General features: G+C 45.3%; 21 protein-coding genes. 9 read left to right on the top strand and 12 right to left on the bottom strand.

Annotated features, from left to right (window positions below; translation table 11 throughout):
- Positions 1–135 precede the first annotated feature (135 nt).
- Positions 136–1,293 (top strand): trypsin-like peptidase domain-containing protein, encoded by a 1,158-nt coding sequence (locus FCL46_RS17870; protein ID WP_136810493.1) that lies wholly within the window; start codon positions 136–138, stop codon positions 1,291–1,293.
- Positions 1,294–1,674: 381 nt separating this feature from the next.
- Here the strand turns inward: FCL46_RS17870 and pyk are convergent, their stop codons facing one another.
- On the bottom strand, positions 1,675–3,420 hold the full coding sequence (pyk, locus tag FCL46_RS17865) for a pyruvate kinase (RefSeq protein WP_136810492.1): 1,746 nt from the start codon (positions 3,418–3,420) through the stop codon (positions 1,675–1,677).
- Positions 3,421–3,781: 361 nt separating this feature from the next.
- Entirely contained in the window at positions 3,782–4,294 is a 513-nt protein-coding gene (locus tag FCL46_RS17860; protein ID WP_136810491.1) for a GNAT family N-acetyltransferase, read from the bottom strand.
- A gap of 463 nt (positions 4,295–4,757) precedes the next feature.
- On the opposite strand from FCL46_RS17860, the gene FCL46_RS17855 reads away from it, so the two are divergent.
- Both FCL46_RS17855 and FCL46_RS17850 read left to right on the top strand, forming a co-directional pair.
- The gene (locus FCL46_RS17855) at positions 4,758–5,456 is read left to right on the top strand and encodes a hypothetical protein (protein WP_136810490.1); all 699 of its coding nucleotides are present in this window, start codon (positions 4,758–4,760) and stop codon (positions 5,454–5,456) included.
- A gap of 214 nt (positions 5,457–5,670) precedes the next feature.
- Entirely contained in the window at positions 5,671–6,099 is a 429-nt protein-coding gene (locus FCL46_RS17850; RefSeq protein ID WP_136810489.1) for an FKBP-type peptidyl-prolyl cis-trans isomerase, read from the top strand.
- Between the two features lie 114 nt (positions 6,100–6,213).
- Here the strand turns inward: FCL46_RS17850 and FCL46_RS17845 are convergent, their stop codons facing one another.
- The gene (locus FCL46_RS17845; RefSeq protein WP_136810488.1) at positions 6,214–7,731 is read right to left on the bottom strand and encodes a B12-binding domain-containing radical SAM protein; all 1,518 of its coding nucleotides are present in this window, start codon (positions 7,729–7,731) and stop codon (positions 6,214–6,216) included.
- Between the two features lie 584 nt (positions 7,732–8,315).
- Between FCL46_RS17845 and FCL46_RS17840 the strand changes: the two genes are divergently transcribed.
- From FCL46_RS17840 to pdxH, 3 genes are all read left to right on the top strand, one after another.
- Positions 8,316–10,436 (top strand): response regulator, encoded by a 2,121-nt coding sequence (locus FCL46_RS17840; protein ID WP_136810487.1) that lies wholly within the window; start codon positions 8,316–8,318, stop codon positions 10,434–10,436.
- Positions 10,437–10,808: 372 nt separating this feature from the next.
- Positions 10,809–11,723, top strand: coding sequence for a Tim44 domain-containing protein (locus tag FCL46_RS17835; RefSeq protein ID WP_136810486.1), 915 nt, complete (start codon positions 10,809–10,811; stop codon positions 11,721–11,723).
- Between the two features lie 65 nt (positions 11,724–11,788).
- Complete coding sequence (gene pdxH / locus FCL46_RS17830; RefSeq protein WP_136810485.1) at positions 11,789–12,433, top strand: pyridoxamine 5'-phosphate oxidase; 645 nt, start codon at positions 11,789–11,791, stop codon at positions 12,431–12,433.
- 76 nt (positions 12,434–12,509) lie between these two features.
- Here the strand turns inward: pdxH and FCL46_RS17825 are convergent, their stop codons facing one another.
- The 6 genes from FCL46_RS17825 to FCL46_RS17800 form a co-directional block, all read right to left on the bottom strand.
- Positions 12,510–13,685, bottom strand: coding sequence for an RtcB family protein (locus FCL46_RS17825; protein ID WP_136810484.1), 1,176 nt, complete (start codon positions 13,683–13,685; stop codon positions 12,510–12,512).
- Positions 13,686–13,710: 25 nt separating this feature from the next.
- On the bottom strand, positions 13,711–14,424 hold the full coding sequence (locus tag FCL46_RS17820) for a DUF6901 family protein (protein WP_136810483.1): 714 nt from the start codon (positions 14,422–14,424) through the stop codon (positions 13,711–13,713).
- Between the two features lie 150 nt (positions 14,425–14,574).
- Positions 14,575–15,999, bottom strand: coding sequence for a GTPase/DUF3482 domain-containing protein (locus tag FCL46_RS17815; protein WP_136810482.1), 1,425 nt, complete (start codon positions 15,997–15,999; stop codon positions 14,575–14,577).
- Positions 15,996–17,567, bottom strand: a complete 1,572-nt coding sequence (locus FCL46_RS17810) for a DUF2868 domain-containing protein (protein WP_136810481.1) — start codon at positions 17,565–17,567, stop codon at positions 15,996–15,998. The genes FCL46_RS17815 and FCL46_RS17810 overlap by 4 nt, the downstream gene beginning before the upstream one ends.
- A 183-nt stretch (positions 17,568–17,750) precedes the next feature.
- Positions 17,751–18,401 carry an RluA family pseudouridine synthase gene (locus FCL46_RS17805; RefSeq protein ID WP_136810480.1) on the bottom strand — a complete coding sequence of 217 codons (651 nt, stop codon included), beginning with the start codon at positions 18,399–18,401 and terminating at the stop codon, positions 17,751–17,753.
- Positions 18,398–19,180 carry a serpin family protein gene (locus tag FCL46_RS17800; protein WP_136810479.1) on the bottom strand — a complete coding sequence of 261 codons (783 nt, stop codon included), beginning with the start codon at positions 19,178–19,180 and terminating at the stop codon, positions 18,398–18,400. Before FCL46_RS17800 ends, FCL46_RS17805 begins: the two co-directional genes overlap by 4 nt.
- 142 nt (positions 19,181–19,322) lie before the next feature.
- On the opposite strand from FCL46_RS17800, the gene FCL46_RS17795 reads away from it, so the two are divergent.
- Positions 19,323–20,315 carry a serine/threonine protein kinase gene (locus tag FCL46_RS17795; protein WP_228723243.1) on the top strand — a complete coding sequence of 331 codons (993 nt, stop codon included), beginning with the start codon at positions 19,323–19,325 and terminating at the stop codon, positions 20,313–20,315.
- 23 nt (positions 20,316–20,338) lie between these two features.
- Here the strand turns inward: FCL46_RS17795 and FCL46_RS17790 are convergent, their stop codons facing one another.
- Both FCL46_RS17790 and FCL46_RS17785 read right to left on the bottom strand, forming a co-directional pair.
- The gene (locus FCL46_RS17790) at positions 20,339–21,472 is read right to left on the bottom strand and encodes a tetratricopeptide repeat protein (protein WP_136810477.1); all 1,134 of its coding nucleotides are present in this window, start codon (positions 21,470–21,472) and stop codon (positions 20,339–20,341) included.
- 186 nt (positions 21,473–21,658) lie between these two features.
- On the bottom strand, positions 21,659–22,474 hold the full coding sequence (locus tag FCL46_RS17785) for a spermine/spermidine synthase domain-containing protein (RefSeq protein WP_136810476.1): 816 nt from the start codon (positions 22,472–22,474) through the stop codon (positions 21,659–21,661).
- Positions 22,475–22,670: 196 nt separating this feature from the next.
- On the opposite strand from FCL46_RS17785, the gene FCL46_RS17780 reads away from it, so the two are divergent.
- Complete coding sequence (locus tag FCL46_RS17780) at positions 22,671–23,063, top strand: response regulator (protein WP_136810475.1); 393 nt, start codon at positions 22,671–22,673, stop codon at positions 23,061–23,063.
- Between the two features lie 70 nt (positions 23,064–23,133).
- Here the strand turns inward: FCL46_RS17780 and FCL46_RS17775 are convergent, their stop codons facing one another.
- Entirely contained in the window at positions 23,134–24,453 is a 1,320-nt protein-coding gene (locus tag FCL46_RS17775; protein ID WP_167506086.1) for an MATE family efflux transporter, read from the bottom strand.
- Positions 24,454–24,892: 439 nt separating this feature from the next.
- Here FCL46_RS17775 and FCL46_RS17770 point away from each other — a divergent pair, with 439 nt between their 5' ends.
- Positions 24,893–25,798 carry a nitroreductase family protein gene (locus tag FCL46_RS17770; protein ID WP_136810473.1) on the top strand — a complete coding sequence of 302 codons (906 nt, stop codon included), beginning with the start codon at positions 24,893–24,895 and terminating at the stop codon, positions 25,796–25,798.
- Positions 25,799–25,914: the final 116 nt, after the last annotated feature.

The raw sequence follows: 25,914 nt of genomic DNA, 5'->3' as shown, positions 1-25,914 counted from the left end.
TGTTATCGTAATGTCAGCTACTCAACAACCAATCGGAATGTCAGGTGACTAACGTTTGACATCTGTATTGTACACTATTTTGAAGATTATTCGCGTTTGATTTACGTTTGAACAAATAGTAATTTACCGGAGGCGATGATGGTGAAAAGAGTTATTCGGTGTCCGAAGTGTTCTTATGAGCAAATACTCGGCACTGAATGTGAGTCCTGTGGCGTTATTTTTGCTAAATATATACAATATGAGAAAAAAAGGCAGGAGCGCCAGGAAGCCCAGGAAGTCAAACGCCAAAACAGTTCAAAGAGAATTAGTACCGCATTGCAGGTACTAGTGCTTATTGCTATTACTGCAGGTGCCACATATTGGTTCGTTAAACCGGTAACTGCTCCTGCTCCTACTCCTGTTGCAAATGTACAAGAGACCACTCCAGGTGTAGTAAAAGAGAGAAAAGTCTCACCACCAAAATCGACAGTCCAATCGGTTCAAAGTCCCACAACGCCAACAGTACCAGCACGAGGTAGTTCAATTGAGCAGGCGCGCAAGGCAACTGTCTCAATTGAGACTCCTTGGGGAACCGGTTCAGGCTTTTTTGTTAATGACAATTATATAGTAACTAATCGCCATGTTCTTGAAATAGATCAAAAAGAACTCGCTGAATTTAAACGAAATGTTGAGTCTACGCGGGAACTTGTCGATTTGGAAAAAGAGAAGCTGAGAGATTTACGGGCTAGAGCGCGCTCTTTGTCAAAAGGTCCGACACGCAGTCAGTTGAATATAGTTATAGAAGAGCGTGAACGTGAACTCAACAAGGTCCTCCCTAATCTGGAAGATGCAGAGCGCAGACTTGCACGCATGGAGGAGAGGGTAGATCCATCAGACATCAAGATCATTCTTGCTGACGGTAGCTCACATGTTGCTGATTATCTGCTGTTGAGCGACAATCACGACCTTGCCTTAATGTCGTTATTTTCAAACGACATTAGTTATCTGAAGCGACCGCCTGCAAATTACAGAATCAGGCAGGGAGACAAGGTGTTTACTATCGGCAGTCCGGTAGGTTTGAGAAATACCGTTACTTCAGGGGTGTTTTCCGGATACCGTCGGGACGATACTGACGGCAAGGTTTTTCTCCAGACAGATGCAGCGATTAACCCGGGTAATAGTGGCGGGCCGCTTATTGATGAGAAGGGGTATGTTCACGGTGTGAATACAATGATACTGCAGAATACCGAAGGCATTGGTTTTGCCATCCCGATAGAGACTGTTTTTGAAGAATTCGGCTCATCATTATTCTGATAGTCAAACGTCTATTATACCTAATCCTTAGCAACACCAGGTGAGGCATTAGGAGTTAGGTGCAAGGTGTAAAAAACACTACAACCTGAACAAATAGAACTATTGAATATTTATGTCAGATTAACGTTACTTACAATCATGAGAAATGTAGTCATTAGATAGTTGGTAACGAAGACTCTTCTAATAGAGCCAAGCTGACATGTAGGAGTCGGCAGATAAATAGGACATTAACGGTTTGAATTTTTCAGCGAGCCGACAATTCTTACATACGAAAACAATAAAGCCGTAAAGGGGAGTTTATACTAACCTTTACGGCTTTATTGCATATTATGTTTTTTGTAAATTACGTCTTCGTGCGTCAGTAAGATCAGGTGATCGCTTTTACTGACCGCGAAGGCTTCCGTAACAAATTTGACCGGTATTGCCATCTATTGTTACGGTCTGATCATTTTCGAATAGCTTGGTCGCGTTGGTAACGTTACAGATTACAGGGATCTCAAGTTCACGCCCGATAATGGCTGCGTGCGAGGTCAGGCCTGGCTGTTCTGCTATTATTCCCCGTACACCGGTCAGTTTATCCAGCATTGTGTGATCGGTAGCTGTGATAACAACGATAACGTCCTGCGGAAGATCCTGCCAGTCCTCTTCGCTGTTAATAACTCGTACATGACCATCAAGTACCTGCGTGCCGATTCCCTGACCTGTAAAGCAGACGTCTGCAACGGTGTGGACTTTCAGCATATTGGTTGTACCTATTGTTTGTATTGGAAAACCTGCTGTAATAACAACAAGATCTCCGTTGTGTACAAGCTGTGCCTGGGTTGCAGCATGAATAGACATGTCAATCTGCTCGTCCATGCTGCTGGCAGGTGCGCTAAGAAGCGGTTCTACGCCGCGTATTAATTGTAGTTGACGAATGGTTTCCTGATGCGGACTTACAGCAATAATCGGCGCTTTAGGGCGATAGCGGGCAACCATACGTGCAGTTGAGCCTGAGGTTGTTGTGGCGATAATAGCTGCTGCTTCAAGATCAGCTGCGGTGGCGCAACTTGCATAGGATATTGCGTCTGTTACAACCGCTCTTCTGTGTCTAAGGCCGGCAGCAAGGATGTCTTCGTAGTCGAGTGAATTCTCAGAAATATGCGCGCATCGGGTCAGGAACCTGATAGCATCCAGCGGATTGCTGCCAACCGCCGTTTCTGCTGACAACATTACCGCATCCGTCCCGTCAAAAATGGCGTTGGTTACATCGCTGGCTTCAGCTCTTGTCGGAGTAGGGTTGCTGATCATCGATTCAAGCATCTGGGTGGCGGTGATAACCGGTTTACCTGCAAGATTTGCTGCTTTGATCAGTTTTTTCTGAATAACAGGAACTTCTTCTGCCGGCATTTCTACACCAAGATCACCGCGCGCAACCATCAAACCTTCAGCTGCCTTAATTATTTTATCTATATTTTCGACACCCTGGCGATTTTCAATCTTGGCGATAATTGCCTGTCGACCTCCGCAATTTTCTATAACCTTCCTAACGGCCCATACATCATTAGCCTGCCGGACAAATGAGGCGGCGATAAAATCGACACCCTGTTCGACACCAAATATAATGTCAGCTTCGTCTTCTTCTGAGAGTGATGGCAGGTTAACAACCATGCCTGGTAGTGCAACGCGTTTTCTGCTGCTGAGCTTACCGCCGACCAGTACCTCTGTATAGACCTCATCACCGGAGATGCGGATAACTTTTAGCAGGATTTTTCCGTCATCAAGGAGAACTTTACAGCCGACCTCAACATCTTCTGCAAAGTGGGCGTAATTGATGCCAACACGATTGGTGGGATCGGTTACAGGAGTTGGTCCGAGAATAATTTCCTGACCTTTGAGCAGGACTATATCTTTTTCCAGTTCCTGAATTCGCATTTCAGGTCCGCGAGTATCGAGGAGAATAGCGGTGTCGGTGCCGGCTTTAGTTCTCGCCCCTTTAACCATGTTAATCAACTTCAAATGACTTTCACGGTTGCCATGTGAGAGGTTGATACGAGCAACGTTCATTCCCGCCTGAATGAATTCTACAAGCTGATCGACGGACTGGCTGTTGGGGCCAAGGGTGGCAATAATCTTAGTCTTATTCATGATTCTTCGGCATCTCAAACATATGGATTAAACTGCGTACGCAACTGCTTCTTTTTCCCGGCAGGGCGAAATCACTGATCACCCTTAAAAATTACTACAGTGACTGCAAAAGAAAAAGGGTAAAAATCCAAAAAGAACCATTGTTTCGATAGAGTTGCCCGGAAAACACACACAAGATAACTGCTACCCCGAAAATTACACGTAGTTATATAGGCTTTGACTTTGTCAGGCTTTGAGGGCGCCACTGGTTTAAACTACATTATCTGCCTATTAAGAGCAGAAGATTACTTCTGTATGAAAATCAAATTATGTGAGAGGGTATAATAATTTAATGTGTTTAAATGTATGAAAACGTTCAGGTTTATATTCTGGCATCTGAATTGAGATGTTTTTCATAGCAGTAAAAAATCCCTTTACGGAAAGTGACCGAACCTGCGTAGTGATAACCACGTTTTTCGTAGAGACTATTGGCAGCTGGATTTTGACTGTAGGCGTCAAGCCGTATGATTTCTGTGCCGGATTGTCTGGCCATATTTTCCGCATGATCCATCATTCTGAAGGCCAGCCCTTTTCCCTGGTGAGTCGGCTCAATGGTAAGACGATGGATAACCATGATTCTGCCTCGTTGCTTCCAGTTAACTGATGCATATTCGGGAGACTGTTTGTTATTGAGCGTAAGAAAACCGACAGTTATCCCATCACATTCGACGAGTACCATTTCCTGTTTTTTTATATCGTTGAGGAGGATGGTCTGGTCCGGATATCGGTCATCCCATTGGTCGATCCCGTTGTCCTGCATGTAAGCAATGGCATTGCATGTGATTGAGACAACAATTTGGAGATCTTCAGTTTTTGCCTGTCGAAAACGTATCATAACTCAACATTGGAGTGGAGGGATGTGAAAATCCGGTTGAATTCAAGAGAGGTGCTGATGGTTGATTCGTTACCGGGAAATTACAACGAAGTTACTCAATTCTTGGCCGAATGAAAAGCGAAGATGGACATCCTACGCCGTGGTAACTGTAGAAGATACAGGGGCTCAGCGTACTGGTTCGTGTTGCTTTTTTCTTAAAAAAGATATTGGTCGTCTAGGGCATTGATAATGTAGCTGAAATGGATTCTGTTGTGAAAAATCGTGTGATTGTAGTGCACTGGCCTGAAAGAGGTAGTAATGTGAGCGAATCCGCTTTGTTCCCAAAACAATACATTGACTGGTGAATCTGGCCGAGTTGGTCGAGCATAATGTTTTAATCTTTAGGTTTAATCAAATGAGGATTTCTGTCGGCTTTTGCAAAACAAACGAACGTGTTCAGCTATAGTCTGTGTTGGAGAATTTTATGGTTAGTGCAATATCACATCCTTTGCGAGCAGTATGGGTTATAGTCGCAGGGGTCATAATTCTTTCCCTGACAATCTGCTTGTTGCCAGTTGAAATGATGGAAGACATTGTCGAAGAGTATGGTGTAGTCGAAAATATTACCGTGGCCGGATATTTTACTGCAGCGATTCTTTTATTGATGGATAGTTGGCGTGAGGTTCACAGGCAGGGAATGTTGGCCGCTCTTGTTGTTTTTATGCTTGGCTTGAGAGAGTTGGACTTTCATGAGATTTTTACGACGATGGGTATATTTAAAACTCGTTTCTACATCAGTCCTGATGTGCCGATAGTTGAGAAATGTATTGTGACAGTAATAGTTTTGGTGCTTTTGGTCAGTTTAGGGCTGTTTTTAATAAAGAATTTTGAAGCCTTTGTGAGATCGTGGCGAAGAAAAGACCCCTGGGCTGTCACGCTCTGTGCTGCTTTCGTGTTCATTGTTATGAGCAAAATGATCGATAGTATGTCAGGGCCACTCGTATGGCTTTTTTCTTTGGTTTTAATCGAGCCTGAAACATATTCTCAGGTAATTGAAGAAGTGATGGAACTAGCTATTCCTTTATTTATTTTACTTAGTGTATATAATTTTTATCCCTCAAGAAGTCATGCTGATAGCATTCATCTTCAGAGCGGTGTGCACTCGTCTGCAACACACGGGTAGCCGATGATGTAGATTGTAGACTACATTTCCTTGCTGTTTTTTTCCTCAAGTAGTTTCCCTGTGAAACCCCGAGTAGTCAATTCGTCTATGGGAAGATTTCGATGCCTGTGCTATAATGTCTGCCGAGTTTAATCTACATGATAATTATGGCCGGGTGAATGTCTCGACTGGCCCACGAATAAAAAACTGTCGTAAAGCGGCAAGAGGAGTTGTAATGCAGCAGGCAAAAAATGGTGACAAGGTTAAGGTACATTATACAGGATCTCTCGAAGATGGTTCAATCTTTGATAGTTCTGAAGGACATGAGCCTCTTGAGTTCGAAATTGGCAGCGGCCAGGTTATCGTAGGTTTTGATGAAGCGCTGACCGGTATGACCGTCGGAGAAAAAAAGACAGTAAAGATCCCATGTGCAAAAGCATATGGCGATATTCAGAATGAACTGGTGCTTCAGGTTCCTCTTGCTCAGGTTCCAGCGGATCTTAATCCTGAGATCGGTATGCATTTAGAGGTTGGTGGCGCACAAGGCGAAGTGATGAGGGTGACTATTATTGATATCAACGAAACAGTAGTTACACTTGACGCTAATCCGCCACTGGCTGGTAAAGATCTTACTTTTGCTCTGGAGTTGGTTGCTATCGCCTAACTGATTTCCAGTTCACATAGGAGTCTGGTCGTTAATAAAGATCATAAAAATACCCCGGATGTGGCATGGCCAAATCCGGGGTATTTGGATTTTTTCCTCACTCTCAACCTCTCTTCATGGTTTACAGAAAAACGGCGCGTGGTTGGAAGTGAATATTAGTGGGTCATTTTGCATAATACTGTGAATCACCGGTTCACGTTTAAACTCACTATCCAGAAAACGTCGTATCTCCTTTCGGCCCCAACCGTGAGGATGTATAAAATCAGTATAGATTGAAAGGTCGCCTTCATAGAAATTGCGTATTTCAAGTTCTTTGGTTTGAGCACTGCATGTGGGCAGGTTGAAAATTGCAAGATTCAGGAAAGTAATTTGCGTGTGATGATCGGCCACAAATCGTAGTGTTTGTTGTGCCTCTACGTGTGTTTCAGCAGGTGTTCCAAACAGCAGATAAACATAGGTTCTGATCCCTGCCTGGTGGAGTGACAGCAATGCTTTTCTGACAAGTTGCAGATCTATTCCTTTACGCATCTGATCCAGCACCTTCTGGCTGCCGGATTCGAGACCGAGTTTTAGCATGACACAGCCCGAGTCGCGCAGCTGTTTGCAGAAATCCGGATCGGTTAACTGAGATGTGAAACGGACAAAGCCATACCAAGGTACATTCAGCGGCTGGCGCGTGAGTGATTTCAACACGGCAGGGCTGATTGCATTATCGAGGAAATGAACCATTGACGGGCTGTTTCTTTTGATCAGATCATGAATCTCTGACAGCACAGTCTCGGCCTTAACAGGTATGTACGGATTTTTTTCACTGGTTTCCGGACAAAATGAACATTTACGCCAGAAACAGCCGATGGAGGTTGCATAAGGAAGAATCCAGCCCGGGGCGAGGTAGGCACTATCTCTAAGATCTCTATAGTCAGGCGGACAGCGCTTTCCACTATTCTCAATACCAATAATTTCAAGTAGTGCGTGTTCACCAGGGCCGCAGACCATGTGATCAAACAATCTATCAAATGGATTGACCCAGTTCGGGTTTTGCATCCAGGTAGTAACAAGTCCTCCACCGAGGATGATACTGATTGAAGGGAACTCTTTTTTTATAAAACCGGCTATGGCAAACGTCGTTTGGGCCTGACTCAGGTAATTTAGGGAAAGACCTATATAGTGAGGATTATGCTTTGTAATGAGTGCGTGTAATCGTGTAGAGAAATGCGGAAAAAAGAGGTTATTTTCAAAATCGGCCCCGCACTGAAGCAGATCTACGCTCTTTAGCGGGGAATGTTCTGTGTCCTGATAGTTGGCAAGACTTAACGATATTCCACTTTCTTTTCCACGATTTTCGATAACCCGGTTCAGGTCGGCAACTGCGCGTTTGTATTTGTCCTGGTTGGTATAGGTCTTTGTGGATTGCAGGTTTTGAAGTTGCTGATGGCGATTTTTAAACGCTCGCTTACTCCAAGTGTCTTCAGCCTGTGAATCTAAAGAAAGAAGATAATATAACCCTTCAAGATTAAGATCACATACTGCGCACGAGACGCCGTTTTCACGGAGAGTACCTGCCAGAAGGGGGATGCCGGCCGGTGGTTCCGCAGGTTTTGCCTGTGGTGGATGGAGTAAAAGTACGGTCATAGATAATCGTGGTTGTATATTAGAGGGACAGTTCCACTTTAATCATCAGGTAAGGAACTGAAAACAGCCTCCATAGGTAGCATGTTGTGTGCTCAATGGGCAAGACAATTACTGACTGTGCCTACACGGCTGGGAACGACCCGTCAACGATACGAGATTGTATAAATAGTCCCAATCATTGAAATGACAGTGCTTTGGGATGGTATAGAAATAGAGTAAGAAGTTTGACAATCATTCAGGCTGGAAGATATACTTAACTAGTTTATATCCCAAAAGTCAGCAGGTGGTTCACGATTGAGGTGTGTGTTCGATTTTATCTCAGGCATATAATTGATATCTCGGAGTTTCGTTCCTCGCTTACCTGAGGGTAATAATTGAATACACAACGATGATATTGAGCCAGCTGGTAGTTTTTGGAAGGGAACTAATTATGGATGTTCTTCAGAGTGGTTTCTTTAAACACACATTGTCACAGAAATAGTATTTTACTCATCCTCAGTTTTCGGGGCGTCCAGATATGCGGCTAAGTCCGGTTGACAACACGAGCAGTTACAGAAAATGATAGCCTGTCGGAGTAGTATGAAATGAGTCAAACTCATCAGCAGGTTATCCTGACTATTGATGACCAGCCTGTTTTCCGGAGAAGCTTGCGGATTTATCTGGAGGATAAGGGGTATGTCGTTCTTGAGGCAGAGAATGGTGAGGTCGGGTTGCGTCTATATGCAACTGAGAGGATTGACCTTATTCTGCTTGATCTGCGTATGCCTGAAGTCAGTGGCCTGGAAGTATTGTCAGAAATCCGCAAAACAAATGATGAACTACCTGTCATCGTTATTTCAGGTGCCGGCGAGATTAAAGATGTTGTAGAAGCGTTACGTCTGGGTGCTATTGATTTCATCCAGAAACCGATTGATGATATGTCTATTCTGGGATATTCGATCGAAAAAGCGTTGGAGCGGGCAAAACTCATTTGTGAAAATAAAAGTTGTCAGGTCAGGCTCGAAGCTGAAGTTGCCAGCAAAACAGAAGAACTCAGAACTCTCAATTCGAGACTGAAAGGGGTTGTCGAGTCTGCTAAAAAGTTTCTTGATTGCAAGGAAATACATGAAAGCGGAGCGATGATTCTTGAGGAGTTCGGCCGGCAGTTGAATGCGAATGGCGGTTCCTTCTATGAGGTTTCTGAAAATCGGTTGAAATTGATCCACAGCCTGGATACAGGGCATGCTGCTAACTCTCTGGCACTACCATTGCAGCCGGGAACAGTGTTCGCCCGTGCTCTTTACTCAAACGAATCATTTGTAATTGATAACATTTACAGAGAAGGCTGGCCAATGAGTGGTTGGCCGGGGTACTCAAGTGATTCGTGTGTTGTTTTCCCATTCGTCGACCACGATAATCATATCTTCGCTATTTTATCGCTGCATAATCCTAAATCAGTTGCTTTTGCACCACACGACAGAGAGATCGGTGCAATTCTGGCTTCGTATGCATCTGAGGCGCTACAGACAGCACGAGCGGTCGCCGGGTTGAAACATAATGAAGACATGATGCTTCAATCGCAGAAACTTGAAGCGGTTGGTACCTTAGCGGGAGGGGTTGCACACGATTTCAATAACATTCTTTCTGCAATTGTAGGGTACACCGATCTGAGTCTTTTCTCTGAGGAACTATCCCCATCGATAAAGAATAATCTTGAGCAGATTAAAAAAGCAAGTCAGCGGGCGCGCGATCTTGTTCGCCAGATTTTATCTTTTAGCAGGATCGAGGAGGCCAAAGTTAGTTCAATAGATATTTGTCCGATTATCAAAGAAGCGTTGAAGCTTTTACGGGCTAGTATACCCTCTTCCATCACCATCGAACAAGTTGTCCCCGGGCAGCTTGGTCTTATTAAGGCTGATCCCGGAAGAATCCATCAGGTACTGGTCAACTTATGTACCAACGCATCACACGCGATGCAGGCGCATGGTGGAGTGTTGCGCGTTGAATACACAAAAGTCGAACCTGACCCTAATGACCCAAGATTATTCCAACTTGGAGGCCGGACATGCCTCAAGCTCAGCGTAGCTGATACAGGTTCAGGGATTAAGCCTGAAATGATGGCGCGTATTTTCGAACCATATTACACAACCAAGGAAAAGAGCGAGGGGACCGGTCTCGGACTTGCGATGGTACATGGTATTGTTCGTGCTAGTGGAGGGGTAGTAACTGTAGACAGTCAGGTCGGAAAGGGAACGATATTTGATGTGTATTTTCCATGTGTGGAGGATGCTCCGGAATCTCCGCGGCAAAAAACGGATTATGAGATGCCTCAGGGCAATGAGCGTATCATGTTTGTCGACGATGAAGAGACGCTTGCCGAGATGGCTGGAGAGATGCTCAAAAGGCTTGGTTACACAGTACAGATAATGACCAGCAGTGTTGATGCCGCAGATACGCTTCTGGCTAATGCTGGAGAGTATGACCTTATAATTACAGATCAGACAATGCCGACTATTTCCGGCCTGGAGTTGGCCCGCAAGGTGATGGAAGTACGATCGGATATACCAATAATACTCTACACCGGATATTCCGCTGCAATCAGCGAGGATGAGGCAAAGCAGATAGGAATTTGCAAAGTGCTGATGAAACCTCTCAGTATGACCTTACTTTCGCAAGTCGTCCGGCAGGTGCTGGATGGTGCCGGGTCAAGATCCCGACCTCAATAGAGCAGAGCAACCTGAAATACATGTGTGATGTTGTGATGCATCCTGCTAAATAGACCAGAGTCAGAAAATCCGACCTCAATATATCACCGCCATTTTTCTCCAAACCTTGCTCTCTACTTTTTCATACTTATACTACTCTGCGTTTGGTGAAATTTCGGATCGTGATATTTCATCTATGCCTGTATGTGTTGAACTGGAAAAAGAGGCTTGCCCAAATATAAGAGTATACTACTGTGTGGCTAACAATTTGTTTGGGAGAGAGCACATACATTTCCCGGGTATGTTGAAATTACTTTAACTGAAGCGGATATCAGGAAATACGCCTGAGTAGATATAAAGAGTTTTTCATAAATGATAACAAAAGAGAGGATCATGAGTCTGTATCAGAAATTTACCCCGATTCTGGTTGTGCTGGTTGCCCTATTTCTTGCTGGCGGAACAGTATTAACCGAAAATGCCGATGCCCGTTCAAAAATTGGCGGAAAATCTTTTAGATCCGCACCAAAAGCGGCTCCGACAACGGGCACTGCGACAACGCAAACTGCACAAAAGTCCAAGAGTGGCAGTTTTGGTAAAGGCCTTGCAGGTGGACTGTTGGGTGGTGCTATTGGTGGAATGCTCTTTGGTTCAATGTTCGGTGCTGGTGGAAGTGGTATGGGTATACTGCCTATTTTGCTGCTTGGTGGTGTCGGGTATTTTCTCTATCGAAAGATGATGAGAGGAAATCAGCCGGGCTACTCTCAGGGACCTGGAGGATACAGCGGTCAACAGGGGCAACCCGGAGGCTTCGGACAGGCTTCAGCGGCATCTCCGTCACCTACGCCTGGTTCTGTTATGGGTGTGGAAGCAGGTCTTGATGCGATTCGCAGCACAGATAGAAATTTTGATCCTAACTATTTCAAGGAAATCGCATCCGATGTATTCTTTCAGGTACAGGCGGGCTGGATGAGAAGGGATCTTGAGTCATATCGTCATCTTCTCGGAGAGCAACTTGCCTCAGAATACGAGGGACATTTTGCTGAGATGCGTGAGAAAGGTGTAATTAATAAACTTGAATCCATTGCGGTACGAAAGGTTGAAATCTCTGATGCCGGAAACACCGGTAGCGAAGATTTCGTCACTGTACTTTTTACGGCTAACCTGCTTGATTATACGGTGAGTGACACTACCGGTGACCTCGTAGAAGGCAGCATGACCGAACCGGTCAAGTTTGCAGAAGAGTGGACCTGGTCAAGACCGGTAGGCACAGAAAACTGGAAGCTTGAGGGCATAAAGCTTGCCGATTGATACTCTTCCCATATTACCGTTGGTTTATGCGGCAATAAAGGTTCATATTTTACTAGGTGATATACGTGGATTTAAGTCAGTTTCGCAGGGATTATCTTAAAGGTGGGTTGACTCGTAAAGAGCTCGATCCAGATCCCCAAAAACAGTTTGCTTCATGGTTTGAGCAGGCTCGAAAGACTAATATAGCAGATCCTACGGCAATGATATTGGCAACAGTTGGTCCCAATGGCCAGCCGAGCCAACGTACTGTACTGCTAAAATATTACGATGAAAAAGGGTATGTGTTTTTTACCAACTTCGAAAGTCGTAAATCGCGGGAAATTGCAGGGAATTCCAAGGTAAGTCTGCTTTTTGTCTGGCTGGAGCTGGAGCGTCAGGTGCAGATTAACGGTACTGCCGAGAAAATTTCGGCGGCTGAGTCTGCCAAATATTTCATGACGCGCCCTAAAGAAAGTCAGATCGCAGCCTGGGTGTCAAGTCAGAGCCATAAACTTTCTTCCAGGCAGATCCTGTTGCAGAAGTTTCAGGAAATGAAGACGAAGATAGGTGAAGGCAAAGTGCCGCTACCCTCGTTCTGGGGAGGATACCGTGTGGTGCCTACAGAAATTGAATTCTGGCAGGGAAGGAAAAGTAGATTACATGATCGCTTTCTCTACACCCCGACAGAGAGTACAGATTCGGGCTGGTCAATAGAACGACTTGCACCGTAATTCCTTTTTTCTGCTCAACCCGTAGCGAAAAGAGTGCAAAAGGCCGTACACTGCTTACCAGTGTGCGGCCTTTTTTTTATCCTTTTATCACAGCAAGCGGTTTTAGTCTGGTAATCGGAGTGATTAGATCCTTCTGACGTGATATAACCTCTTCGATATCCTTGTATGCTCCGGCAGCCTCCTCAAGATCTCTTCGTGATCGAATGGCGTGGATAATGTTCTGCTTCTCCAGCATTTCAATCTCCTGATGCAGATCGAGTGTCTTCTGCGCCTGCTTACGGCCGAGCCTGCGGCCTGCACCGTGGGAGCATGAAGCAAAACTATCTGGATTGCCTTTACCTTTTACTATATAGCTTGTTGTTCCTTGAGATCCTGGAATTATCCCTGTCTCGCCTTTGCCGGCTCGCGTGGCACCTTTACGATGGACCATGACGACCTTTCCAAAATGGTACTCTTCGGCAGCATAATTGTGTGCCACGTTAATTATCTCTGAAAAGCTGACAGGCGAGCAATATTGCTGAAAAACATCAATAACCCGATCCATCATCAATGCCCGGTTTGCACGTGCAAATTCAACACAATATTTCATTTCGGCAAGATAGAGTTTGCCCTGTTTTGAATCTATAGGCAGATAGGAAAGCTGCCACCCGGGCGGGATCGCCATTCCATGTTTTGCATTGAAATCACCAGCTACCTTATTGTAGTGGTTGGCAACCTTGTAACCCATGTTTCTGCTGCCTGAGTGTATCATTATCCAGATAAATTCTTCTTCATCCTGCTGGATTTCGATAAAGTGGTTACCTCCGCCGAGTGTGCCCACCTGACACCTGCCGCTGGCAAATTCGCGTGAGACGATAGGGAGTTCTTTTAATGTCATGCCTTGTGGTGGTTTGGGCATATATTTGGGATCCTGGGCACGAGTATGATGTTTGAATCCTCGTGGGACGAGTGCTTTGACACCTGCAAGAATGTTTTTCAGGGTTTTCTTCTCTACCTGTTGCAGGGAAGTCTGGATTGCGCACATACCGCAGCCGATATCCACTCCGACAGCATTGGGGATAACAATACCTTCTGTGGCAGCGACTCCTCCTATCGGCATACCATATCCTACATGGGCATCGGGCATAATCGCTACGTGATCGTGCAAACCCGGGAGGTTTGCCAGATTCTTTGCCTGCTGCAGGGTGTCAATATCAATATCCGATAACCACAGTTTTATCGGCTTTTTTTCGGTTGTAATAGTCTTTTCCATGGCCAATAATTCCTCCATTTCTACCTTATTCGGACTGTTGGGGATTTTTAAGGAATGGGCTGAATAGGTGGCGGATTTCCTCAAGGGAATCTTCGATTACATAGGGGAGGGTCTGGGCGAACATATCGAGCATAATAATCGCATTTACATAAGAATCTGCTTTACTGGAATTTCGCAGACGATTGACAAGATAGGCATTAACCGTTTGCAGATGTGTGTATATTTGATCAAGCCCGTCAAGAGAGAAGTCGACTTCGTTATTTTCCTGATGACGAAAATATTGGGCCAGCAAATACATCGAGGTGGAGCGGTAGATAGTTTCCTCTTCACTTGAGAGTGGTAGGTGAAAACGGGCCATCGGTTTGAAAAATTCAGTGTGGGGGCATCCACTGCAGGCCATGATTATCCCTATGAATGAGCCGAGCGCCCTCTGGGCAGTTGTTTCCTGGCTCACGATCCGCTCTCTGGTAATTACTTGAAGATACGTGGATTGATACGAGAGGATTGCTTGAAATTCCTGGACAACAGGGACCAGGCTTGCAGTGAGCGGGCAATGGGGAAGTGTTTTGCTTGGTAGTGGACAGTGAGGAAATTTATGGTAATCGAGTTCTGCCCAGAACGGCATTTCGACCTCAGGTGTATTGACCAGGTTGAGAGTGGATTCATCAAGAGTCAGCGAAAAAAACTTTTCAGAGGTGTCTGATAGTTTGAAGAGATAGGTTATGTCAAAATGGCTCATGCGAAGCTCCCAAGGGCTGTTTCGTCCAGCTCACTCAATACCATAATTTCATGGTACACCATAAGAGAAGGTGACAAAAATATTTTAAGCCGGAGGTATTCAGATCAGAGGATAAAATACTGCCTAAGGGTGAAAAGGCAGAGCTGGCAGTTATTCGTGTTTGGAGATTTCAGCCAATGTCTCAGTGAGCAGAGTGGTAAGCTTTTCACCAGACTCAACAATCTGATCTTCCTGATTTTCAGTGACTGCTTTGAAGTACGATTTACATATTCGAAGCTGATCCGAAGTCCAGTTGTTTGTCAAACCTGCTGAGCCTGCAGTATCGACTGGTTCAGGTAAAGTGGTTGTGTAATCCCGTCGGCCGTGAGCCCAGTTGATGGTATGCTGGTAAAATAAAAAGGCACGATTAAGTAAAATGAGCATCAGATTGATATTGGTGGCTGGGCCTATTTTAAGTTCTTCACCACCAAATTGCAGACCCAGAATATTACTGGTCGAGCTCAATTTTTTGCCGCCGAACATGGCCCCGAAAGCACCTGCAGCACTGCCAATTCCAGTAAATAGCCCAAGTGAAGCACCACCCGTAAGCAGGTCAAGTTTAGCGCCAACTACTGCACCACCAACCAGCCCGGCCAGGGCCACCTGTTTTTTGCTGAGCCCAAGCAGATGCCAGGTCCTTTCACTAAAGAGATCTTCATTGAGCATGGAATGGGGCGGTAACTGATATTTGAAGATGTTATGTTTGAACAATGTCCTGATTTGCTCATGAGCTTTACGCTCTTTTTCTTCGATGGTTTTCTGGTAACTGTTTTTGAGCCGATCCTTTAAAATAGCTGAGTCTGTACCTTCGCTAATGGTCCCGCTTACGTGATATTGCAAACACTCTGTGAGCAGGGAGAGCAGTATGTCGGCTGTGGCATGATTTCTGGCGGCCCAGTCGGCTTTAAATGCACGGACAACAATATCCAGCGTTGGCTGCCAGTCCTGATCTATTGATTTAAGGGCTTCGAGCAAAAGGATGCGTTCGGCGTAGGTTGCCCTGTGAGCGTTGAAAACTCTGTTGGTATTGAAATTTTTGCGAAACTCATTTTTCCAGTTATCGAGGTGACCGAAATCGTCGTCTTTGCAATTAATTATGGCCATGCGCGGGCGTCCGGTGAGGCGAAGGATTTCCATCTCGGCCCTATCCACATTTCTTACAGGTCGTGAACCGTCAACTACATAGATAATTCCGGCTCCACGTTCTACAGGCAGCATAAGCTCTACATCATCGTGGAGTTCTTCATTGTCTTTAAACATGGCCCGAAATCGTGCAACACTGTCACCACCAGCTTCGGCAATTTTACGCATTTCCACAACGACACGGGAAGGATTCTGAAAACCCGGGGTGTCGGTAAATCTGAGCACTTCCTGGCCGTCAATTATTACAGGAAAGGTACGGCACTCAGTCGTTTCGCCGGGAGTGGCACTTACCTTAACAGAGTCATCTTCTGAGAGCGTTGACAGAACCGATGATTTTCCTTCGTTGGGGTGCCCAAGAATAGCAATTTCAGGTGATGTGCGGGCAGGTATCATACGTTTTCCTCATCAATCAATGCGGATATTTCAAGATATGGATCACCAATACTTTCGATTTTTTGTCGCCATACCTGCAGGAGTGTCTCATCCTGTATCGGGGTGAGAGTGGTGATTGCGGTAGGTTTACCCACTAATCGAAGTATGATTGAAAGTGAACTGCCGACCTGCTTGCGGAGTTCTTTCAGGTAGCTTTGAAAACTGACGAGTGGCGGCATCCAGGCTTCCATCAGGATAATGATCCCTGCGGAGTTACTCCAGTCTTCAGTATTGAAAGCTGCCAGGAGTTTCTGGTCGGACTCATAATCAACCATAAACCTGTGTGTGCAGGTAACATCAAAACCTTCCCTGGCTAATAGAATGGAGAGTTGATGCATATCGCATGAGTCATGAATTTCATCCGGTATCAGCAGGTGTATCGGATTCGTTTGAATTGTATATAGTTCTTCAGCAGGCGTATCTGCAGGTTGTATTTCTTTAGAAGCTTTCGTTTCAACAGCGTCGGGGATTGCCTGAGTTGTTAACACTGGTGTCTGCATTCTCCGGATTACCTGCCTGGCTGATGGGCTGTCCGGCTGAAATGCTGATGACACCCGGTAGGCTCGATATTTTCCAAAAAGATAGAGAGCACACCGAAAAAATAAGCCATAGAAAACAACACATAACAGGAGAAATGGCCACCAGGAAACAAGATCAGGGGTAAAGAGGTTACTGATACCTTCTTTAAGGATGATTCTGCTGCCCTCAACCTCTTCAAGGCTTGGGTAGCCTGCACCTTCGCCAAAAAGCCAGGACCAGGGCAGGGCGATATAGCCGACGATAGAATGGAGTTTCTGGCTGGTGAGTTGCAGGGTTGATTGCCAACCGAAGGCAAGGTCACTTACTGAAACCTTGAAAAAAGTGGAGCTGAGTAAACCGAGATTGAAAAAGATTGAACCAAGCTGGATAAGCAGAAATATCGGCCAGAAAAACAGTTCTCCGTACCTGGCTCTGCCGACACTGAATCTGCCGAGGTTTGCCTGTAGTGTGAGTCGTCGCTTGGCGCTCAGTTGTTTGTTTCCCTCGCGCTGGAGATACCGGGCCGTTCGGGTAAAAAGGCTGCTTAATATGCTCGTGGTGAGGGAATGAGGGATTGAACGCAGGCCAAGTGTAATAAGGCCTCCGCGCAAAAAGAGTATAAGGGTTAATGCGACCTGGGTAACAACAAAGAGCGCCAGAAAGTGCAGCACATTTACAGGGGTTGAACCGGTATAGCTAAAAAAGAGCATCCCTGCGGTACTACCGGTGACTAAGCCTGTAACTATCAGCGCCAGACGGAGCAGGTTGTATGCTTCTCTGGCGATTGTTCCTGGTAGAGGGTCGTCTTCAGTCCTGTTGTCTTTTCGGTCCTGCAGCCATACTTTAAGGAACGAAGTCGTAGAATGTGGTGATTTTGCATCTGCTGCGGAGATGTGTTCCAGATAGATATTTCTATCCCGTTCATGCAACTCGGAAGTGCTGCAGTCTGTATCCTGCTGGAAAAAATATTCCAGATCAATAATGTCGTGATAATTCCAGTTACTGTTCATGGTTTTACTATACCAGAAGCGGAAAATCCTTTCTGCTGTTAATGAGATAATTGTGTTTTCGTTAACCCGGACAGCGTCTTGATTGATTGAGCTGTGTTAAGGTTTTTTTTATACGTGTCGTATGACTATTGGTCGTGCGTAATTACAGACCAATATTTTCTATCATATGGATTCGCATGCCCATTAAAAAGGCGCAGCTGATGTAAAGTTCAGAACGTGCCCGGTGTCAGGATGGCTGAATTCAAGATAGCTTGCGTGGAGCATCATTTGATCCCCATCTTTTCCTGATCCGTAGAGGCTGTCTCCCACAATTGGGCAGCCAAGTCCAAGTGTATGCGCTGCATGGACACGGAGCTGATGGGTTCTGCCTGTTATGGGGGTGAATTTTACGCGGGTACGAGTTTTTTGACAGCGTATCTTTTGCCAAAAGGTTATTCCCATCTTGCCATGAATCGGGTCATGAATCTGAATCGGACGATTATCCAGATCAACTCTGAAAGGAAGCTGGATTTCTCCCGAGGCGCCTGTAGGTTTCCCCTCAAGAACTGCAGTGTACTCTTTTTTTACACTGCGGTTTTCAAACTGAATGGAGAGGTGGCGATGGGCTTCTTTAGTGATTGCAACCACCATGAGTCCTGAAGTGTACATGTCCAGCCGATGCACAGATGGTTGGGCGATCATCTTGGGAAAAAGCGCTTGCAGCCGTGTAGTTACACAGTCCTGTTTGTCAGCTCCCCGACCAGGCACAGAAAGCAGGCCACCCGGTTTGGTAATCACTACAAGACTGGTATCCTCATAGAGAATCTGAATATGTTTATTGTTGGTGTCTGTCATTGTCTCTTGAGGCCACAGAGCATATAGCCCAGGATAGGTTCACATTTTTCTCTGCATGAAGGGTAGAATCGACCATGTTTTTTGCTACCTGATTTATTATCGAGACCCCAGTAAAATTCTGCAAGTGCAATGGGGGTGAGATTGTTGACTGCCGCATAGTTCAACAGCTTCGGGCCGCAACAATCACCAGTTCCGGTAGGGATACCATTGGTGCCGGAATAGGCTTCAAATAGAGAGGCTTCATTGTTGTGAAAGTTTTTTAGCCGGTATATGGCATGCAGTTTTTGCATCAATTCACGCGAGAGCTGTTTTCTTTGTATACGTATGGCTCGCCATTCATCCGATTTGGGTGTACAGGCTTCAAGTTGAGTGCCCAGCGCTTTTATTGTTTTTTCGCCGGGCACGTTTGTGCTGTTAAAGGTGTCGAGATCAAATAAGGGCGGCATCCAGCCTTCGACCATCCATAACCCATTATATTGCCCGGAGAAGGCACGAAGAATTTTTGTGTTATTTGAGAGGTCTTTGCATACGAGGACGCCGAACATCTTGCCACGAGCCTTGCCAAAGAGGTACTCTGTCGATAAGCGGGGGTCAGAATCACTGCCCGGTTGCAGATCAATGGTTTTGTTTTGCTGGAAATGATGTATCAGTTCCCGGCCGTAATGAATAGCCTCATCCATAGGCAGGCCATGAATAGTCCGGCAACTCAGGCAGTACCCTGAGACTGAATAAATTCCCTTTTTGGGGATTATGGTAGTATGTTTAGAGGCGTGTTGCATGTGCATAGTTAAAGTAAAGGCAATGTCGAATTTATCGGCATTGTGTACACTTTTCGGCAGCTATTGGCCAGAAGAAGTACTATTTGTTTGGAAACTAAATAGCTATTAACGTTAAATCAGAGGCGGTAAAATGCAGGAAAGTGTGAATGAAAACGATAATGTCTTCCAGGATCTGGGCCCTAATAATGTGCTTGGGCTTGTAGAGCGTACGCTTGATCTCTATCTGACTAACCTGTTCAGACCGCTTAACAGCTACATCAACAGAGTGTACGAACTCGAACAGGAAGATGGAACCGGGTTGATTATCAAGTTTTACCGGCCAGGGCGATGGACCGGTGATGCACTGCGGGAAGAACATGAGTTTTTGATTGAGTTGGCAGAACAGGAGATTCCGGTGATTGCGCCGATGAGATTTCCTGATGGTCAGACACTTGGCACCTTTGAAGGAGTACATTTTTCTATATTTCCAAAGCGGGGCGGCCGCAGTCTCGATGAGTTCGATGATGATCAGTGGCTGCAGCTAGGAAGGTTACTCGGGCGCGTCCATTCAATCGGCATGCAGAAAGAAACCATCCATAGGCCGGTAATGTCACCGACACATTCAACCCGCCAGCAACTCGATTATTTATTGAATGGATCTGTTGTACCGGATGATGTGAAAGGTGGGTTGCAGCAGATTGTCGAAGATATTATTGCCGAAATCACCCCAATGTTTGAGGGTGTCAAACCGATCAGAATTCATGGTGATTGCCATTTTGCCAATATAATCCACCGTCCGGGTGAGTCGTTTTATCTGATAGATTTTGATGATATGGTGATGGGCCCTGCCGTTCAGGATATCTGGATGTTACTGCCTGGAACTCTTGAAGAGGCATTTGTCGAAACTGATATTTTGCTTGAAGGGTATGAAATGTTTAATCATTTCGATAGAAGAACCTTACGGCTTATAGAGCCGCTTAGAGCCATGCGCTTTGTTCATTATATGGCATGGTGTGCCCATCAGGTAGCGGCGGATGGTATGACTCGTGTCCTTGAAGATTTTGGAACCAGCAGCTACTGGCAGAAGGAGATTGGCGATCTGCACGACCAGCTTGAACGAATTCGTGATGGGTACGAGATTGGAGGGAACTGTTAAAAGACATGCATAGTTGCCGTTTTTTAAGACTCACTGTGCAGAGACATGAGCTTATCTGAAAGTTTCTGCACATTTGGGTGGTCAGCTCCAAGCTCATTAGTGAGCATTTCCTCTGCGCGCTTATAAAGCAGTTCGGCTTGATCCATGTCGCCAAGTTGCTGATAATTGTCTGCTAGCAGGTCCAGTGCTTCAGCGACTTCGGGATGTTGTTTCCCAAAAGTTTTTTCGGTTATCGAGAGTATACGCTTATAATGTGGTTCTGCTTCATGAAAGTCTTTCTCGGAGCTATACAAATCTGCCAGACTTTTCAGGTTGGCAAGTACCGCAGGGTGCTCAATGCCGAACACTTTTTCACTCAACATCAATGAGCGTTTAAGTAGAGGTAAGGCACGCTTAGGACGCCCCATCATGATGTATGTTTCAGAGAGGGCAGTGAGACTTGGTACTAATTTCTGATGCTCAGAGCCGTATTCTTCTTCAATAATGGCTATAGCTCGCTGGTTGAATGGTTTCGCCTCTTTGTAAAGTTCTTTTGCCAAGTAAACCCGGGCGAGTTGTTGCAGATTGTCAACGAGGTCCGTATGATTTTCGCCAAGAGATTTTTCAAGGATTTTCAACGAGCGCCTGTAAAGAGGTTCCGCCTGATCGAAAACCCCCTGTAGCAGATATGTGCCGGCAAGATGTGTCAATACTTTTGCAATACTCACCTGATCGGTGTTCTCGGATTTTTCCAACACTTCCAGTGATTGTTTGTAGATTGCCTGGGCGTTCTGATACAAATTTTGTTTGAGGTATACTTTGGCAAGATTGTTTAACCCTTTAGCTACCTCGGGAGAGTCCGGGCCATAAAGTTTTTGCCGGGTCTCAAGGGATCTTTTGAAATAGTTCTCAGCAGATAAATACTGTTTTTGAGCCATGTGCATGCGTGCTAACAGATCCGAAGAAACGATTATTCCATAATATTTCGGGACCCGTGGTTTTTCGGCAGCTTCCAGGGCTTTTTTTGCCAGCTCTTCGGCCTGGGGGTACAGCTCTCGTTTATACGGTTCGATGGCCTGCTGGTAAAATTCTTCCCAGGAAGGCTCGAGGAAATGCAAATAGAGAATTCCCCCGAAGATGATTATGGCCAGAATCAATGAGGTGACAAGCAGGTACAATGGCGTTTCTCGGATTATATGAAAATATACAAAGGCCTCCTGCAATGTGATTCAGGCGACTATCAACAATGATCGTTCAACCACAGCTACGCGGGAGAAAATCTGCTCTACATATGGTATCAGGAGAGAGAAAAGAATGGCAAAGTGTTTTTTGATTATTGATATATGTCATTGAATTAAATGAACTTAGTGGAGAGAGAAGTTTGAGAACAATTGCATCATGCGCTGGCCCAGGTTGAGGTTGTGTTTTTCTGCAACATTGACCATTTGAGGGAAATTCATATTGAATTTTTCGAGGAGGGTAAGGAGTTCCTGTCTACTGCGATGAATATCTGACCAGTCAACTGACTGCTTCCTTAGATGGTTTATAACATTCCCCCGTTTCGGCACCGGAAGAACAACCCGACCGGTAAAGCAGGTATTTAATATAGAGGATATCTCCGACAGATATTGTGTATTGCCGCTCCACATGTTGCAGGTCAATGTTCCGGACGGATGCAGGACGTTAGCGCACATTGAAAAAAAATCTTCTGAATAAATTTGAGCAGACATTCCCTGTTCATCAAATGCATCAATAAGAATCAGGTCATATGCTTTGCTTATCTTTGTATTAGCAAGGAATCTAAAGCCGTCACAGCAGTGGATGTGAATATTACTGCTTTCCGGCAGTTGAAAATATCCACGTGCCAGATTTATAATATGTGGTGAGTGATCAACGGCATCTATACTGCACATCGGGAAGTGGTGATGTAGAAATCGCACAAGCGAGCCTGCTCCGAGTCCAACCAGGAGAATATTTCTTAATTCCTGCCTGAAAAGCAGAGCAAACATCATGTAATGCGTATATAGCAGAGACAGAAGATGCGGTGAACTGAGTGACATGCGGCTTTGCAGGTACCTGCCTCCAAAATAGAGGGAACGGGTATCACCTTCGTCAAAAATTTCGACCAGACGATTCTCCCAGAATTCCCTGTGTATGGTTTTTCCTGTTCTGTTTATCATTGCAGTGTATCGGGATATGTTGACGATAGTAGTAATAGGATATCATATGCTTATCGCATTGCAAAGTGGAGTGAAAAGAACATCACTGTACAACTTGGGTAAATCACTTGACTGTACTTTGTTTCATCTGGCATACTTGAACGAGTAACTATTTGTAGTTACAGGAAGCTAAATATCCTGTCGGAGGTTGAGACGAGTGACTGACAATACAATGAAACAATCTGTCCTCATTATGGATGATGAGGAGATGGTTGGCGAGATCGCCTGCCAGTTAATTGCCCATTTGGGATATGAGGCTACTCATGTAAAGGATGGTCAGGAAGCAGTAACTGAGTACATTAGCCGGTTTGAAGCCGGAAATCCCTACAGCGTGGTCATAATGGATTTGACCATCCCCGGTGGTATGGGGGGGAAAGAGGCGGTGGGTGAAATCCTTAAGATTGATCCCGAGGCTAAGGTTCTGGTTTCCAGTGGCTACTCAACCGACCCGATTATGGCAAATTTCAGTGATTATGGTTTTTCAGGAGTAATCAATAAACCGTTTGACCTGATGGCGATAAAAAGCGCACTTGAATCCATGTGCAAGTAAGGTACGTGTTTGTATATTTGGCTGATAATCAGCCTGGACCTGTAGTAATGAATTTGTAAATTAATGATATTCAATGTCTTTGTGCTTCTTTTTCGATAACCAGCATTTTTTGCCATTTTCCTGTTCTGTATCGACCGGCTGAAAGCAAAAAGAGTACAACTATAAAGAGCAGTACGCACATCCACGCTCCACCAATGCCCATTGAATAACGGGTAATTCCTAAATAGACAGGCAGTACAAGAAAGAGTATCGACGATATTCCCACACTCCACATGAGAAATCGGGTGTCACCGGCACCTTTTAATACTCCACTGAACACCATGTAGAGTGCGTCGAGAAAGAGATATGCTGAAATAATTCTGAGTAATGTTGTGCCTGTCTCAGTAATGGCAGCTATCGACGCGCTATCTCTTCCTGCATGAATAAATGGTTTAAGTACCATCTCTGGAAAGAATATAAAAAGAAGATCAATGGCCAGAATGTAAAGGAGCAGGAGGTGAATGCTGCTCCAGACTGCCCGTTTTGCAGCGACTTCTTTTCCTTTGCCGAGTGCCTGACCGACCATTACACTGATTCCCTGCGAAACTCCCATTGAAGGCATAAAGGCCACTGCATTAATTGAAAGCACAATATTTGTAGCGGCAAGTTCAATCTTACCAATCCTGCCGACCAGAAGTACAAACAGGGTGAAAGCCAGGATGTCGAGGGTGAACTGTAATGAACCGGGAACGCCAAATCGCAGCAATCGCTTAAACACGTCATAATCAAAGGCGAAGTTTGATAATACGCCGTATAATTTGTTGTTACGCTCAGTAAATATCAGTATAACGAGAAACAGCACATTAACCCCCCATGCGCTCACTGTTGCAATGCCGGCACCGGTTATGCCAAGTTCAGGAAATCCCCATTTGCCAAAGATAAGTGCATAATCCAGAGGGATATTAATAAGTACAGCAGCTATAGTGATAAGCATTACCGGCCTGGTAATTCCTCTGCCGGTAAAAAACGCAGAGAGGGTGCTCATTGCTACATGGAGCATTCCCCCTTTACATAATATTGAGAAATAGATTTCTTCGAGTTCTCGTACCTCAACAGGGTGTCCTGCCAGATTAAATATTGGTGTTGTGGCAAAGATAGCGAGCAGCCAGAAGATTATACCCGAAAAAATAGTAAAGTAGATGCCCTGCCAGAGAACGCGACCAACCCGGTCCATTGCTCCGCTTCCGTAATACTGGGCGATGAATACACCCACGTACCCACCCACACCTCCGAAAAATGCCATGAACAAAAACGAGGTAATAGATGCAGGAACAGCAGCAGAGATAGCCTCTATACTGTAATTGCTCAAAAAAGCTCGGTCAGTAAATTCCATAACTGTTGTGGCAGACATGCTGAGCACCAGAGGCAGGCAAACCCTGAGGACATCATCATACACATATTTTCTTTTAAACTGAGTCAGGGTGTTACGCATGAGTATCTTTTTTTCGTCTCTGTAGTTGGGGAGTTGGTGCTTGGCTGTATGGACACTTGTTAATACTTCAGAGGCTGAGTATTTTGTACCATTTTTTGTAACTATTCAGTCAAAACCTAATACGTACCCTTTTTTGCAGGCCGTAACTGTTTAGCAGTGCTCCAGATGGCCCCGATCGGGACGATTGGCTATAGTATGCCTATGCGAAGCGTCTCGATCGGGGGCAGGTGGGGTGCTGTTGAATAGTTACCATTTTTTTACCATTAGTATGGATAAGTGCTTAGCTTACCGGTATCATACCTGTAATTGCTGATGCAAAAGATACAGAAAGCAAGTCCCCTAAAAAAGTGATGAATTGATGAATAAGGTAGTAATAGACAACACAGCATGTAACGGTTGCGGATTATGTGAAAAGGTATGTCCTCACCGATTGTTTCAGATTGAGAACGATAAGGCTTCAGTCCTGCTAGACGGATGTATGGGATGCGGCCATTGCCAGGCAGTCTGTTCAACGGGTGCTGTTCAGGTAGATGGCATAATAGACCGTCTTGAATTTGAAAATTTTCCTGAACTTCTGGAATCTCTACGCCCCGGTAGTTCTGATTGTGGTAAACTGGTGCAGTTGATGCGCTCCAGAAGATCGTGTAGAAATTATAGTTCTCAGGATGTCTCTCTTACCATTCTGGAAGATTTGGTGAAAATCGGAACCACCGCACCTTCAGGAACCAATAGCCAGTCATGGAATTTTGTTATTCTTCCTCAACGAACGGATGTCGAGGTACTGGGTAATCTGACTGCGGAATTTTATCGGCAACTTAACTCTCAGGCGGCTAACCCATTGTATAGGTTTATTGCCAGGCTAGTGGCAGGTGACAAACTCGGAGAATATTACCGAGGCCATTATGAGTCTGTAGCAAAAGCCCTGCAAGAGTGGGATGTGGACGGTATTGATCGGCTCTTTCATGGTGCGACAGCAGCTATTCTCATTACAGGCAAAAAAGATGCAAGTTGTCCGGCTGAGGATGCAATGCTGGCCACCCAAAATATTTTGCTGGCTGCACACGCCCTTGGGCTTGGGACCTGTCTGATCGGTTTTGTAGTCGAGGCCATGCGGCGCTCTGTAAAATCGAGAAGAGCAATGGCAATCCCGGCTGATGAAGAGATCTATAGCGTAATCGGCCTTGGATATCCGGCGATACATTATCAACGTGTCGCGGGGAGGCGGGCTGTCAGGCCGCGGGTATTACATCTTGGGACCAAGTAAGAAAAACGTTCCCAGGAGGGTGTCAGAGAATAGCAATTTTTGCTCAAGTCAAGACAAACTCGCAAAAATATCGGAGGCATATAATCGATATCTCGGAGTCTCGTCCCTCGCTTAAC

Source organism: Desulfosediminicola flagellatus (assembly GCF_005116655.2).
GTDB lineage: Bacteria > Desulfobacterota > Desulfobulbia > Desulfobulbales > Desulfocapsaceae > Desulfopila > Desulfopila flagellata.
Note: the sequence above shows the minus strand (reverse complement) of the source record. Positions and strands in the feature narration are given on the sequence as shown.